Origin of the sequence: Polynucleobacter sp. AP-Titi-500A-B4 (assembly GCF_018688095.1) — a bacterium.
Classification (GTDB): Bacteria; Pseudomonadota; Gammaproteobacteria; order Burkholderiales; family Burkholderiaceae; genus Polynucleobacter.
This window is the reverse complement of sequence record NZ_CP061311.1, coordinates 1493263-1506779: the sequence shown is the minus strand read 5'-3', so window position 1 is coordinate 1506779 and position 13517 is coordinate 1493263. Positions and strand designations below refer to the sequence as shown.

11 protein-coding genes and 1 other RNA gene are annotated in these 13517 nt (G+C 46.9%); 8 read left to right on the top strand and 4 right to left on the bottom strand.

The features are described from left to right. Nucleotides 1–81: 81 nt before the first annotated feature. From ssrA to ompA, 4 genes are all read right to left on the bottom strand, one after another. Nucleotides 82–440, bottom strand: a transfer-messenger RNA (tmRNA) gene (gene ssrA, locus FD968_RS07550). Nucleotides 441–505: 65 nt separating this feature from the next. Further along, nucleotides 506–1186 carry an HAD family hydrolase gene (locus tag FD968_RS07545; RefSeq protein ID WP_215365205.1) on the bottom strand — a complete coding sequence of 227 codons (681 nt, stop codon included), beginning with the start codon at nt 1184–1186 and terminating at the stop codon, nt 506–508. A gap of 8 nt (nt 1187–1194) precedes the next feature. After that, nucleotides 1195–1884, bottom strand: a complete 690-nt coding sequence (ubiG, locus tag FD968_RS07540) for a bifunctional 2-polyprenyl-6-hydroxyphenol methylase/3-demethylubiquinol 3-O-methyltransferase UbiG (protein WP_215365203.1) — start codon at nt 1882–1884, stop codon at nt 1195–1197. A 97-nt stretch (nt 1885–1981) separates the two neighbouring features. Next, the gene (gene ompA / locus FD968_RS07535; RefSeq protein ID WP_215365201.1) at nt 1982–2560 is read right to left on the bottom strand and encodes an outer membrane protein OmpA; all 579 of its coding nucleotides are present in this window, start codon (nt 2558–2560) and stop codon (nt 1982–1984) included. A gap of 160 nt (nt 2561–2720) precedes the next feature. Here ompA and gyrA point away from each other — a divergent pair, with 160 nt between their 5' ends. The 8 genes from gyrA to rpsA all read left to right on the top strand — a co-directional run bounded on the left by gyrA (nt 2721) and on the right by rpsA (nt 13474). Next, nucleotides 2721–5432 carry a DNA gyrase subunit A gene (gene gyrA / locus FD968_RS07530; RefSeq protein WP_215365199.1) on the top strand — a complete coding sequence of 904 codons (2712 nt, stop codon included), beginning with the start codon at nt 2721–2723 and terminating at the stop codon, nt 5430–5432. A 26-nt stretch (nt 5433–5458) separates the two neighbouring features. Beyond that, nucleotides 5459–6556, top strand: coding sequence for a 3-phosphoserine/phosphohydroxythreonine transaminase (gene serC / locus FD968_RS07525; protein ID WP_215365196.1), 1098 nt, complete (start codon nt 5459–5461; stop codon nt 6554–6556). Further along, entirely contained in the window at nt 6556–7635 is a 1080-nt protein-coding gene (gene pheA / locus FD968_RS07520) for a prephenate dehydratase (protein ID WP_215365194.1), read from the top strand. The genes serC and pheA overlap by 1 nt, the downstream gene beginning before the upstream one ends. A gap of 41 nt (nt 7636–7676) precedes the next feature. Next, on the top strand, nt 7677–8795 hold the full coding sequence (gene hisC / locus FD968_RS07515; protein WP_215365192.1) for a histidinol-phosphate transaminase: 1119 nt from the start codon (nt 7677–7679) through the stop codon (nt 8793–8795). Then, the gene (locus tag FD968_RS07510; RefSeq protein WP_215365190.1) at nt 8792–9673 is read left to right on the top strand and encodes a prephenate dehydrogenase/arogenate dehydrogenase family protein; all 882 of its coding nucleotides are present in this window, start codon (nt 8792–8794) and stop codon (nt 9671–9673) included. Before hisC ends, FD968_RS07510 begins: the two co-directional genes overlap by 4 nt. An 8-nt stretch (nt 9674–9681) precedes the next feature. Further along, nucleotides 9682–11001: a 3-phosphoshikimate 1-carboxyvinyltransferase gene (gene aroA, locus FD968_RS07505; protein ID WP_215368107.1), complete on the top strand. Its 1320-nt coding sequence runs from the start codon at nt 9682–9684 to the stop codon at nt 10999–11001. Nucleotides 11002–11005: 4 nt separating this feature from the next. After that, nucleotides 11006–11668: a (d)CMP kinase gene (gene cmk, locus FD968_RS07500; RefSeq protein WP_215365188.1), complete on the top strand. Its 663-nt coding sequence runs from the start codon at nt 11006–11008 to the stop codon at nt 11666–11668. A gap of 132 nt (nt 11669–11800) precedes the next feature. Then, complete coding sequence (rpsA, locus tag FD968_RS07495) at nt 11801–13474, top strand: 30S ribosomal protein S1 (protein ID WP_215365186.1); 1674 nt, start codon at nt 11801–11803, stop codon at nt 13472–13474. Nucleotides 13475–13517: the final 43 nt, after the last annotated feature.

The window sequence follows — 13517 nt, the reverse complement described above, 5'->3', positions numbered from 1 at the left end:
GTTTCGAAGACTAATATCTACAATGAAATATTTAACAAGGAAGTAGAAAAGGGCTCGAAGGCCCTTTTCTACTTGACAAAATGGTGGAGTCGGCGGGAATCGAACCCGCGTCCGCAAATCCTCCACAACAAGCTCTACATACTTAGTCATATCGTTTAATTTAATCAGTTAGGCACGGATTGACACGTTCCTTGCTGACGATTCACTAAGTTTTCGTACTATTCTTCGTGACACAAAATAGTCTTATCTCTTGTATATGACCCTGATGTAGCTTGCGCTACCTGACCCAAGAGAGAATCAGTTCAGGGGCAACCGCAATTAAGCGGCTAGTGCGTAACGTTCGTCGTTAGCAGTTATTACATTCCCATTGATTTACGAGATAACGGGTCCTCGGTATGCCCTTGATGCTTTGTAATCCACGTCGAAACCATGTCGACCCCCGGAGTTCATGCATAGGAACTCACATTTTAAAGCCGCTAGCCTTAAATTGTTGAATATCTTTGGCTTATCCCTTGCTAGGGAAGATGATTTTGAGTAATTCGAGTGGGGTATTGATAATGAAATCTGCACCCCAGGCCTCAGGAGGCTCTTTACAGCCACAATAGCCATAGGCGGCAGCAACGGTCTGCATCCCAGCTGCTTTGCCTGCTAGAACGTCTCTAATGTCGTCGCCCACATAAAGTGATTTTGTAGGATCGATATTGGCTGTTCTGGCTGCATGCAAGATGGGCTCAGGATGTGGTTTTGAATACGGCGTGGTATCGCCTGAAACGGTTGACACTGATCTCTGACTCAATCCCATCAACTCAACTAATGGATTGGTAAAGCGCTGACTTTTATTGGTCACAATACCCCAGGGCAGTTTGGCCTGATCCATTTGATCGAGTAAGTGATGCATATCATCAAATAACTTACTCTCTACCAACAATGCTTTTTCATAGTTTGCAAAAAACTCATCTCGCAAGGCGTGGAAGTCTGGGTGCTCTGTATTAATTCCAAAAGCGCCTTCTAGCAAGCCTCGGGCACCGGCGGATGCATAAGGCCTGAGCAATTCATAAGGTTTTGGTGCTAGCTTACGTGCGATGAGTAATTTATTGGTAGCTGCCACTAAATCAGGTGCAGTATCTGCGAGTGTGCCATCGAGATCAAAAAAGACTCCCGCATAAGGGCTTGATAAATTACTCATGCTTTGAATCACTTGCGTACTGCAATCATGTAATTCACATCCACATCATCATTTAAGCTGTATACCTGCGTTATGGGGTTGTAGCCCATCCCTTTCATCCCCAGCATTTCCAATCCCGCTTGGCGGGTAAATGCTACCAACTCAGAGGGTTTGATGAATTTTGCGTATTCGTGGGTACCCTTAGGTAGTAATTTGAGGATGTACTCTGCGCCAATAATGGCAAATAAGTAGGACTTCGGATTACGATTTAGGGTGCTAAAAAATAAAGTGCCACCAGGTTTGCAGAGTTTTGCGCAAGCGCGTACTACTGAAGCAGGATCTGGAACGTGCTCTAGCATTTCCATGCAAGTAACAACGTCGTATTGTTCTGGCTGTTCTTCAGCCAATGCTTCTGCCGAGATCGAACGATAGGTGAGCTTGGCACCTACTTCTAATGCATGGAGCTCGGCAACTTTTAAAGCTTTTTCAGATAAATCGATACCAGTGGTATCAGCACCTGATTGAGAAATAGATTCTGCAAGGATGCCACCACCACAACCAATGTCGACCACTTTTTTGCCATCAAGACTTACAAAAGATTTAATCCAATTAAGGCGCAATGGATTGATAGCATGCAATGGTTTGAATTCGCTATTGGGATCCCACCAGCGATGGGCGAGGGCACTAAATTTAGCGATTTCGGATTGATCGACGTTCATATTGGGTTGCTTAAGCAAGAATCTATTGGGGAAGACTATGAATATAGCGGAAATAAAAAAGCCCGCTAGAAGCGGGCTTTTTTACAAGTAAAAAGAATTACTTAGCTGCTGTACCAACAACTTCGATATCGGTACGGCGGTTCTTAGCGCGGCCTTCAGCAGTTGCATTGCTTGCAACTGGATTGCTCTTGCCTTTTGATTCTGTGTAGATACGGCTACCGTCAACACCCTTGCTTACCAAGTATGCTTTAACGGATTGCGCACGACGCTGACCGAGGGCCATGTTGTATGCATCTGTACCAACGCTGTCAGTGTTACCAACAGCAATAATTACTTCTAACTTGATTTTCTTCAAGTCAGCAGCGATTTTGTCCAATGTAGCCATTCCTTCTGGCTTCAATGTAGCTTTGTCGAAGTCATAAAGTGTGTCAGCTTGCAAAGTGATCTTGCTTTGGCTAACGCCAGAAGCAGCAGGAGCACCTGCAACCAATGCACCATCACAACCTTTTGCTGCAGTAGCTGGAGTCCAGCTGCTATCACGCCAGCACAATGTGCCGTCGCCGTTTTTCCAGGCTGTACCAGTGGAGTTGACCCAGTTGTCAACCTTTTGAGCAGAAGCAGCAGTAGCAGCAACAGTAATTACGCCAGCAAGTACCAGTTTTAGGGTTTTGTTCATTTTTAGTCCTCAAAAATCTCTTTTTTAATTAAAGTCAAACTTAAATGTAATTCGCCCTACTTTGAAGCAAAAAACCGCAAAGCGACACATCTCAATTTCGTACAAACTGACAGAATCTTAGCATAGCGCCCCTCTGTCATCAAAATGATATTATTTCTAGATGGAACAAGCCGCTAAAGAAACACTACCAATATCCCTCGAAGACGAAATGCGGCGGTCCTATTTGGACTACGCAATGAGCGTCATCGTCGGCAGAGCCCTGCCAGACGTGCGTGATGGCCTCAAACCGGTTCACCGCCGGGTCTTATTCGCGATGTATGAATTAAACAACGATTGGAACCGAGCTTACAAAAAATCTGCCCGTATAGTTGGCGATGTCATCGGTAAATACCATCCGCATGGCGATTCTGCGGTGTATGACACCATTGTTCGGATGGCCCAGGACTTCTCTCTGCGCTATATGTTGATTGACGGGCAGGGTAACTTTGGCTCTGTGGACGGCGATAACGCTGCTGCAATGCGGTATACCGAGATCCGCCTCCGGAAGATAGCCCATGAGCTTTTGGCCGATTTAGACAAGGAAACCGTCGATTTTGGGCCAAATTACGATGGTAGCGAGAAAGAGCCCCTGATTTTGCCGGCCAAAGTGCCGAATTTGCTGATTAATGGCAGTTCTGGCATCGCTGTGGGCATGGCGACCAACATCCCTCCCCATAACCTGGATGAGGTGATTTCAGCCTGTTTACACGTACTGCACAACCCAGAATGCTCTATTGATGAACTGATTGAGATCATTCCAGCCCCTGATTTCCCGACCGCCGGCATTATCTACGGCGTTCAAGGGGTCCGTGAAGGCTATCGCACTGGCCGTGGCCGTGTAGTGATGCGAGCAAAGACTCACTTCGAAGATTTGGATAAGGGCGCGCGCCAAGCGATCATCGTTGATGAGTTGCCATACCAGGTAAATAAAAAGAACTTGCTCGAGCGCATCGCTGAGTTAGTCAATGAGAAAAAAGTTGAAGGCATTTCTGATTTGCGTGATGAATCAGATAAATCCGGCATGCGCGTTGTGATTGAACTCAAGCGCGGTGAAGTGCCTGAAGTTGTTCTCAATAATTTGTATAAGAGCACTCAGCTACAAGATAACTTCGGCATGAACATGGTGGCATTGGTGGATAACCAGCCACGTTTGTTGAACTTGAAGCAAATGCTGGAATACTTCTTACAACATCGTCGCGAAGTGGTTACGCGTCGCACTATTTTTGAATTGCGCAAAGCACGCGAGCGTGGCCATGTATTAGAAGGTCTTGCTGTTGCATTAGCAAACATCGACGAGTTCATTGCAATTATTAAAGCTGCTGCAAACCCAGTGATTGCGAAGCAAGAGCTGATGGGTAAAGCTTGGGATTCTTCGATGGTGCGTGAGATGTTGGCGCGTGCTGAAACAGATACTCCAGGCGGCCGTAACGCTTATCGCCCAGAGGGTTTGTTGCCTGAGTACGGTATGCAAACGACCGGCTTGTATCGACTTTCTGACAGTCAAGCGCAAGAAATTTTGCAGATGCGTTTACAACGTTTGACTGGTCTTGAGCAAGACAAGATTGTTAACGAATACAAAGAAGTGATGGCAGAGATTTCTGACTTGCTCGATTTGTTGGCCAAGCCAGAGCGTGTTACTTCTGTAATTGAAAGCGAACTCAAAGAAGTTCAGTCTGAATTTGGTGCTGCTGGTAGTGATAACGGTCGTCGTTCATTTATTGAAATGAATGCTACCGAACTCTTCACGGAAGATTTGATTACGCCACAAGATATGGTAGTCACACTTTCTCATACTGGTTACATGAAGAGTCAGCCACTTAGTGAATACCGCGCACAAAAACGTGGTGGACGAGGCAAACAAGCTGCTGCAACGAAAGATGAAGACTGGATTGATACCTTGTTCGTAGCGAATACGCACGACACAATTCTGTGCTTCTCTGATCGTGGTCGCATGTACTGGCTTAAGGTGTGGGAAGTGCCGCAAGGTAGTCGCACATCGCGCGGCAAGCCAATCGTCAATATGTTCCCGCTGATTGAGGGCGAAAAGATCACTGTGATCCTCCCAATCAAGGGCTATCAAGATGATCAGTACGTTTTCATGGCAACGAGCTTGGGTACTGTGAAGAAGACACGTTTGTCTGACTTCTCTAACCCGCGTAAGGCTGGAATCATTGCGGTTGACTTAAATGAAAATGACTTCTTAGTTGGTGCAGCGATTACTGATGGACAACACGATGTGATGTTGTTCTCGGATGCTGGTAAAGCAGTACGCTTTGATGAAAACGATGTTCGCCCAATGGGTCGTACAGCTCGTGGTGTACGCGGTATGAATCTAGGTGAAGGTCATCAAGTGATTGCGATGTTGGTTGCTCCTGCAGAAGCTGCTGAGGGCGCGGAAGCTGCGGTTGTTGATGCCAATGGCATTGCAGTTCCAAGTAGCGTCTTGACTGCTACTGAGAACGGTTACGGTAAACGTACACCAATCGCCGAATACACTCGTCATGGTCGTGGTACGAAGGGTATGATTGCAATACAAACAACTGAGCGTAACGGTAAGGTTGTTGCAGCCGCCTTGGTATCACCCGAGGATCAAATTATGTTGATCACTACAGGTGGCGTCTTAGTACGTACTCGTGTATCTGAAATCCGTGAGATGGGTCGTGCTACTCAAGGCGTCACTTTGATTAACGTGGATGAGGGCACTCGTTTGTCTGGCTTGCAACGCATTGCTGAAAGCGATTCAGATGACGAAGGTGCTGATGACGCGGAAGACGGTGATGTATCTGCAGAGCCAGCAGCTGACTCCAATTCTGATGCGGCAGGTGACGCTTAAGGCGTCAACGCAAGACCAGTAACGCCATGACTTTTGACCGCCGCATCTTTAATTTCGCTGCGGGGCCTGCTACTTTGCCTGAAGAGGTGCTGAAACAGGCTGCCGAAGAAATGCTAAATTGGCGCGGGCTTGGTACTAGTGTGATGGAGATCAGTCACCGCAGTAAAGAGTTCATGGAAGTATATGAAGAGGTACTCCGGGATTTACGCACCTTGATGAATATTCCAGACGCTTACGAAATCTTGTTATTGCAAGGTGGCGGACTTGGTCAAAACGCAGCCATTCCAATGAACCTCATGCCGCTCGCTAAAAATGGGCCTAAGGCGGATTTCATTGTGACCGGTGTTTGGTCTGAGAAATCATTTAAAGAAGCGCAGAAGTACGGCACCGCAAATTTAGCAGCATCCTCTGCTGCAGAAAAATTCAATACGATCCCTGCAAGATCCTCTTGGAAGCTATCAAGCGATGCCGCTTACGTTCACTATTGCGCGAATGAAACCATCGGAGGCGTTGAGTTTCCGGATGTGCCTGACGTTGGCAGCATTCCATTAGTTGCGGATATTTCTAGCAACATTCTTTCGAAGGAGATGGATGTGAACCAGTGTGCCGTGTGGTTTGCTGGCGCACAAAAGAACATTGGCCCTTCTGGTGTCACGATTGTCATTATCCGCAAGGATTTGATCGGTCACAGTATGAGTATTACTCCAACGATCTGGGATTGGGCGATTCAGGCCAATACTCAATCTATGATTAATACTCCACCCACATTTTCGATCTATATGGCCGGCCTAGGCTTTAAGTGGTTGCTCAAGCATGGCGGAGTAAAGGCGATTGAAAAGCGTAATCAAGAAAAAGCCGATTTGCTCTACAACTTCTTGGATCAAAGCAGTTTGTATGAAAATCGCGTCACTAAGGAATATCGTTCGCGCATGAACGTGACTTTTTTCTTAAAAGATGAGAACCTGAATGCAGAGTTTCTGGCGCAATCTAATGCTGCAGGTTTAGTTGCCTTACGCGGCCACAAGGCTGCTGGCGGTATGCGCGCTAGTATCTACAACGCAATGCCTATTGAAGGTGTCAAAGCCTTGGTTGAATTTATGCGCGACTTTGAAAGGCGGGCTTAATGAGTACTGAAGAACAGCGCTTAGCTCCTCTACGAGAAAAGATTGACGCGCTTGATGCGCAGATTTTAGATTTGCTCACTCAACGTGCAAAAGCTGCGCAGGATGTTGGTCATGTCAAAGGCGGCTTCTCATCGCCAGTCTTTCGTCCTGAGCGCGAGCGTCAGGTTGTCACTCGCTTGCAAGAAATTAATCAAGGCCCCTTACTTCCCGATGGCATCGCTGCTATTTGGCGGGAAGTGATGTCTGCATGCAGAGCTCTAGAGGCGCGCCAAACGATTGCTTATCTTGGACCTGTTGGCACATTTTCAGAGCAGGCTGCACAAACCTATTTTGGCCACTCTATTGCTGGCTTACCATGTGCAAGCTTAGATGAAGTATTTAAAGCAGTAGAGAAGGGTGCAGCACAGTTTGGGGTTGTTCCGGTAGAGAACTCTAGTGAAGGCGCTATCTCTCGCACACTTGATTTGTTGTTAGATTCTTCCATGCGCATTAGTGGTGAGGTGGTGCTACCTATTCGCCATCATTTACTCACTCAGAGTGGTAATTTGGATGGCGTCACAACCGTTTGTGCTCACGCACAAGCATTGGCTCAGTGCCAACAATGGTTAAGCGTGCATGCGCCACAATTGAAACGTCAAGCTGTGAGTAGTAATGCTGAAGCAGCGCGTTTGGCAGCAAGCGATCCAACACTAGCTGCTATTGCTGGTGATCCTGCACAAGAAGCATATGGCTTGCAAGCGGTGGCTACGCAAATTCAGGATGATCCACATAACCGTACTCGTTTCGTGGTGGTTGGTAATTATGAGTGCCAGCCTACCGGCAAAGATCAAACTTCTTTGGTGCTCTCAGTAGATAACCAGCCAGGCGCTGTGCATCGTTTACTTGCACCATTGGCAAAGCATGGCGTTTCCATGAATCGCTTTGAATCTCGTCCTGCACGTAAGGGTACTTGGGAGTATCACTTCTACATCGATATTGCTGGCCATGCGGATGACGAGAAGGTTGTGAAAGCGCTTGAAGAACTGAAGGGTGTAGCTGCTTTCTATAAGAACCTTGGCTCTTATCCGCACTCGGCTTAATCAGAAACATCTGCAGTTAACTACAACATTAGTAAATCCAAATGACTTCTAAGATTGGCCTAAAACATATTCATGCGATTGCCCCTTATGTTGGTGGGCGACCCATTAGTGAAGTTGCTCGTGAGTATGGTTTGGATGAAAACAAGATTGTGAAGCTGGCTTCCAATGAAAATCCATTGGGTATGCCTAAGTCTGCGCAGGATGCGATGCTCAAGGCCGCAAGTGATTTAGGACGTTACCCAGATTCCAATGGGTTTGAGCTCAAGAATGTATTGGCTGATCAATTAGGCGTGCCAACAGACTGGATTACGCTAGGGAATGGCAGTAACGATATTCTGGAATTAGCTGCGCGTGCTGTTGCACAAGCTGGCGACGAAGTGATTTTCTCAAAACATGCTTTCGCTGTTTATCCCTTGGCTACACAGGCTGTTGGCGCTAAAGCTGTTGAGGTTGCCGCAACCGATATTTATGGCCATGACTTGCCAGCAATGTTGTCGGCAATCAAAGCATCGGGTGACAAAGCAAAACTCGTGTTTGTGGCCAACCCAAATAATCCAACTGGTAGTTATTTAACGGCCAAAGAGATTGAAGATTTTTTGACAGCAGTGCCATCGAATGTGGTGGTGGTGCTTGATGAGGCCTATAACGAATACCTCACCTCTGATCAGCGTTACGATGCGATCGCTTGGGTAAAACGTTTCCCTAATATGATTTTGTCGCGCAGCTTCTCAAAAGCTTACGGCTTGGCTGGCTTGCGTATTGGTTACGGTGTAGCTCAGCCGGACTTAACCGATTTACTCAATCGTATCCGTCAGCCATTTAATGTGAATAGCCTTGCGCAAGCTGCAGCGATTGCAGCTTTCCAAGACAAGGCATTTTTACAACAAGGATTTGAACTTAATCAGGCTGGTTACGAACAGTTAACTAAGGCATTTGATCAGTTGGGTCTGCGGTATTTACCTTCCGCGGGAAACTTTGTCTTGGTTAAAGTGGGTGATGATGACCAGGCCGGTGCTCGCATCAATTTGGAGTTACTCAAGCGCGGCATTATTGTTCGACCTGTTGGTAACTATGGCTTACCGCAATGGTTACGCATTTCCATTGGCTTGCCAGAAGAAAATGCGGCTTTTATTGCTGCCTTAAAAGATATTCTTAAATGACCATCATTAATCCTGCAAGTAATTTCGGTACCGTCACTATCGTTGGTGTTGGTTTGATTGGCGCCTCACTTGGCTTAGCTTTAAAAAAAGCAGGCGTAGTAACTAAAGTATTGGGCGTTGGTCGCAGCAAAGAAAATTTAGATCAAGCGCAAAAGATGGGTGCGATTGATGGTGTAGTGGATTTAGTTGAAGCAGCAAAACAATCTGATGTGATTGTGCTTTGTGTGCCAGTAGCGCAAATGCGCGCCGCATTCGAAGCGATGGAGCCGCATCTAGAGCCTCGCACAATGATTACTGATGCTGGAAGCACTAAGGGTGATGTCATCCTGGCGGCTAAAGAAGTGTTGGGTAAGAAGGCTTGTCAATTTGTGCCAGCACATCCGATTGCGGGAGGCGCACAGCATGGCGCGGCAGCTGCTAAAGCGGATTTATTCCAGGGCAAGCAAACCATTATTTGCCCGTTACAAGAAAACTCTCCTGAAGATACCGCCTTGATCACTGGCTTTTGGGAGTCTGTTGGCTCTGATGTGAAGAAGATTGGTGTCGTGCAGCATGATGCAATTTATGCGGCTGTTTCTCATCTCCCCCACCTCCTGTCTTATGCCTTAATGGCAAGCGTGGTGAACTCGGAAGATGCTGATCAAAAGTTGAGTCATGTTGGCGCCGGCTTTAAAGATTTCACTCGCATTGCAGCTTCTAGTCCAGAAATGTGGCGAGATATTTGCTTGGGTAATCGCACAGCGATTCTGAAGGAGCTGGATCAATACCTCTTGATCGTCAACCATATGCGCAAGCTCGTTGCGGAAAGCGATGGCGCAGGTTTAGAAAAATTATTTAATAAGGCGAGCAAAGCACGTCAAGACTTGGACGTCCTTTAATGAGTGGTTTGCCAGACATCAGTATTGGACCATTTCAGCGAGCGCAAGGCTCGATCGTGTTGCCAGGCTCCAAAAGCATCTCTAATCGTGCATTGCTATTAGCCGCTTTATCAACTGGCACAACTACTCTTAAGAATTTGTTGGATGCCGACGATACTCAGGTGATGCGCAACGCTTTGCGTCAGCTGGGCTTAAATGTCATAGATATGGCTGACAAGGTTTGCGTCGTTGAGGGTTGTGGCGGCAAGTTCCCTGTGCGGAATGCAGACCTCTTTATGGGTAATGCTGGCACTGCGATTCGTCCGCTCACTGCAGCTTTAGCTATGCAAGGTGGTAATTACCGCTTATCTGGTGTTGCTCGCATGCATGAAAGACCAATTCGGGATTTGGTAGATGGTTTGCGTCAAGTGGGCGCGAAGATTGAATATGAATTACAAGAAGGTTATCCACCAATCAAAATCTTGGCGGCAGATATTCAGATTAAAGATGTTGTGAAAGTACGCGGCGATGTATCGAGCCAGTTCTTAACGGCCTTGCTGATGGCTTTGCCCTTAGTTGCAAACGAGCCCGTTCGCATTGAAGTGATCGGCGAACTGATTTCTCGCCCGTACATCGACATTACATTGAAGTTAATGGCGCGCTTCGGCGTCAACGTGGCTTGCCCTGATCAACAATCATTCATCATTCCTGCAAAAACATCAGATGCTGTTTACAAAAGTCCAGGTCAGTTATCGGTAGAGGGTGATGCCTCATCAGCCTCTTACTTCTTGGCTCTTGGCGCCATAGGTGGTGGCCCGGTGCGAGTGCTGGGTGTAGGCAATGACAGTATTCAAGGGGATGTGGCATTCGCTGATGCGCTTGGGCTTATGGGTGCAAGCATTACCGCTGGCGAAGATTGGATTGAAGTAGCTGGTGTGAAAAATACTAATGGAAAACTGAGTGGCATCACGATTGATTGCACGGAAATTCCGGATGCTGCAATGACGCTTGCGGTTGCCGCTTTATTCGCAGAAGGTCCAACACGTTTAAATAATATTGCTAGCTGGCGCGTCAAAGAAACGGATCGTATTGCGGCAATGGCCAAAGAGTTAAAAAAGGTTGGCGCGATCGTAGAAGAGGGTGCTGATTACATCGTTGTGCAAGCTCCCGCCTCACAAAGCGATTGGAAGTCACCAAGTGAAGGTATTGATACTTACGATGACCATCGTATGGCAATGTGTTTTTCGCTCGCTGCATTTGGCCCAAATCCACTGAAGATTAATGATCCCAATTGCGTGGCAAAAACTTTTCCAACTTACTTTGCAGAGTTTGCGAAGGTAGTGAATTAAGTTCATGAGTACTTTTCCAGTCATCGCAATTGACGGACCTACCGCTTCTGGCAAAGGAACGGTGGCCTCCTTGGTAGCTGAGAAGTTGGGATTTCATTATTTGGATAGCGGCGCGCTCTATCGCTTGGTTGCTCTAGCCAGCGAAAAACAGGCAATTGACGTCAAAAATGGCTCAGAATTGGGTCTTTTAGTTCCTAAGTTATTGATTTCATTCAAAAATAGCCAAGTTTTTCTCAATGGTGAGGATGTTACTGACGCGATTCGGGTAGAAAATATTGGCCTGCGGGCCTCCACCTTGGCGGCTCATCCTGAGGTGAGGTCTGCATTGGTGGGGCTGCAGCGCAGTTTTCGCCAGGCTCCAGGCCTGGTGGCCGATGGCAGGGATATGGCCAGCGTGATCTTTCCAGACGCAGTTTTGAAGGTTTTTTTGACGGCAACGGCTTCCGCCAGAGCGGAGCGTCGCTATAAGCAATTGATAGCTAAGGGAATTTCTGCTAAACTTTCCGACTTACTGCAAGATTTGCAGGAGCGCGATGCCCGCGATAGTAGCCGAGGTACCGCACCCCTGTTAGTTGCAGAAGGTGCAAAAGTGCTTGAAACATCAGATTTGTCGATAGATCAAGCAGTTAAGACAGTTTTGGATTGGTATCAATCTGCAATTGTTTAGTTTTGTAAGTAGCAAGTTTTACGTAGTAGTTTTGGCGTCTTAAGAAACTCCACAACGCGATCATTAGCGTGTTTCTTTAAGGCTTTTTTAACCTAACCCGTCGGGCCTTCTGACGGCACAAAGTGAATACACATGTCTGAATCATTTGCAGAATTATTTGAAGAATCATTAACCCGATCGAATATGAAGACCGGCCAAGTTATTTCGGCTGAAGTTCTTCGCATCGACCATAACTTCGTCGTTGTTAACGCTGGCTTAAAGTCTGAAGCGTTTATTCCTGTTGAAGAATTCCATAACGACGCCGGCGAGATTGAAGTAGCTCCTGGCGATTTCGTTTCTGTTGCTATTGACGCCCTCGAAAACGGCTATGGCGACACCATCCTCTCCCGTGATAAAGCAAAGCGCTTGGCATCATGGTTGAATTTGGAAAAAGCGCTTGAGCAAGCTGAAATCGTTACCGGTACTGTTACTGGTAAGGTTAAAGGCGGCTTGACTGTGATGGTGAACGGTATCCGCGCATTCTTGCCTGGATCACTCGTTGATACACGTCCAATCAAAGACACCAGCCCTTACGAAGGTAAGACGATGGAGTTTAAGGTTATTAAGCTTGACCGTAAGCGTAACAACGTCGTGTTGTCACGCCGTGCGGTAGTTGAAGCTAGCCAAGGTGAAGAGCGTGCTAAGTTGATGTCTAACCTTAAAGAAGGCGCTGTTGTTACTGGCCTCGTTAAGAACATCACTGATTACGGTGCATTCGTTGACCTCGGCGGTATCGATGGCCTCTTGCACATCACCGATTTGGCATGGCGTCGTGTGCGTCACCCAAGCGAGATGTTGACTGTTGGTCAAGAAGTTACTGCGAAGATTTTGAAGTTCGATCAAGAAAAAAACCGTGTTTCACTCGGTGTGAAGCAGCTTGGTGATGATCCTTGGGTTGGTATTGCTCGTCGCTACCCACCAAACACCCGTTTATTCGGCAAAGTAACGAACTTGACCGATTACGGCGCGTTCGTTGAAATCGAATCTGGTATCGAAGGTTTGGTACACGTTTCTGAAATGGATTGGACCAATAAGAACGTTGCTCCAAGTAAAGCTACTGCATTGGGTACCGAAGTTGAAGTCATGGTTCTGGACATTGATGAAGACAAGCGTCGTATTAGCTTGGGCATCAAGCAGTGCAAAGCAAATCCATGGGAAGAGTTTGCACGTTCACAACAAAAAGGCGACAAGCTTTCTGGTGCGATCAAGTCTATTACTGACTTCGGCGTGTTCATCGGCTTGCCTGGCGGTATCGACGGTTTAGTTCACCTCTCAGACCTTTCATGGAATGAGCCAGGCGAAGAGGCTGTTAAGAAATACAAAAAAGGTGATGAAGTTGAAGCCACTGTATTGGCAATCGATGTTGAGAAAGAGCGTATCTCTCTCGGTATCAAGCAATTGTCTGGTGACCCATTCAACAACTACACTTCCGTGAATGACAAAGGTGCCTTGGTAACTGGTACCGTTAAAGCGGTTGATGCTAAGGGTGCAACAATCCACTTGGCTGATGAAGTTGAGGCTTACTTGCGCGCTTCTGAGATCTCAACGGATCGTGTTGAAGATGCACGCAATGTATTGAAAGAAGGCGATAGCGTAACTGCAATGATCATTAACATTGATCGTAAGTCACGTGCTATTAACCTTTCAATCAAAGCAAAAGACAGTTCTGATCAACAAGATGCAATGAACAAGCTCCAAGGTGATGCGCAGTCTGGCACAACCAATTTGGGTGCTTTGTTGAAAGCAAAATTGGACAATCAAGGCTAAATCAATACCGCCGCTTTCCACTAGGGGAGCGGCGGTTTTTTAT

Excerpts from the sequence above, each read along its gene's own strand:
- FD968_RS07510 (WP_215365190.1), top strand. The coding sequence starts at position 8,792 with ATGACCATCATTAATCCTGCAAGTAATTTCGGTACCGTCACTATCGTT.
- pheA (WP_215365194.1), top strand. The coding sequence starts at position 6,556 with ATGAGTACTGAAGAACAGCGCTTAGCTCCTCTACGAGAAAAGATTGAC.
- hisC (WP_215365192.1), top strand. The coding sequence starts at position 7,677 with ATGACTTCTAAGATTGGCCTAAAACATATTCATGCGATTGCCCCTTAT.
- serC (WP_215365196.1), top strand. The coding sequence starts at position 5,459 with ATGACTTTTGACCGCCGCATCTTTAATTTCGCTGCGGGGCCTGCTACT.
- FD968_RS07545 (WP_215365205.1), bottom strand. The coding sequence starts at position 1,186 with ATGAGTAATTTATCAAGCCCTTATGCGGGAGTCTTTTTTGATCTCGAT.
- cmk (WP_215365188.1), top strand. The coding sequence starts at position 11,006 with ATGAGTACTTTTCCAGTCATCGCAATTGACGGACCTACCGCTTCTGGC.
- rpsA (WP_215365186.1), top strand. The coding sequence starts at position 11,801 with ATGTCTGAATCATTTGCAGAATTATTTGAAGAATCATTAACCCGATCG.
- gyrA (WP_215365199.1), top strand. The coding sequence starts at position 2,721 with ATGGAACAAGCCGCTAAAGAAACACTACCAATATCCCTCGAAGACGAA.
- ompA (WP_215365201.1), bottom strand. The coding sequence starts at position 2,560 with ATGAACAAAACCCTAAAACTGGTACTTGCTGGCGTAATTACTGTTGCT.
- ubiG (WP_215365203.1), bottom strand. The coding sequence starts at position 1,884 with ATGAACGTCGATCAATCCGAAATCGCTAAATTTAGTGCCCTCGCCCAT.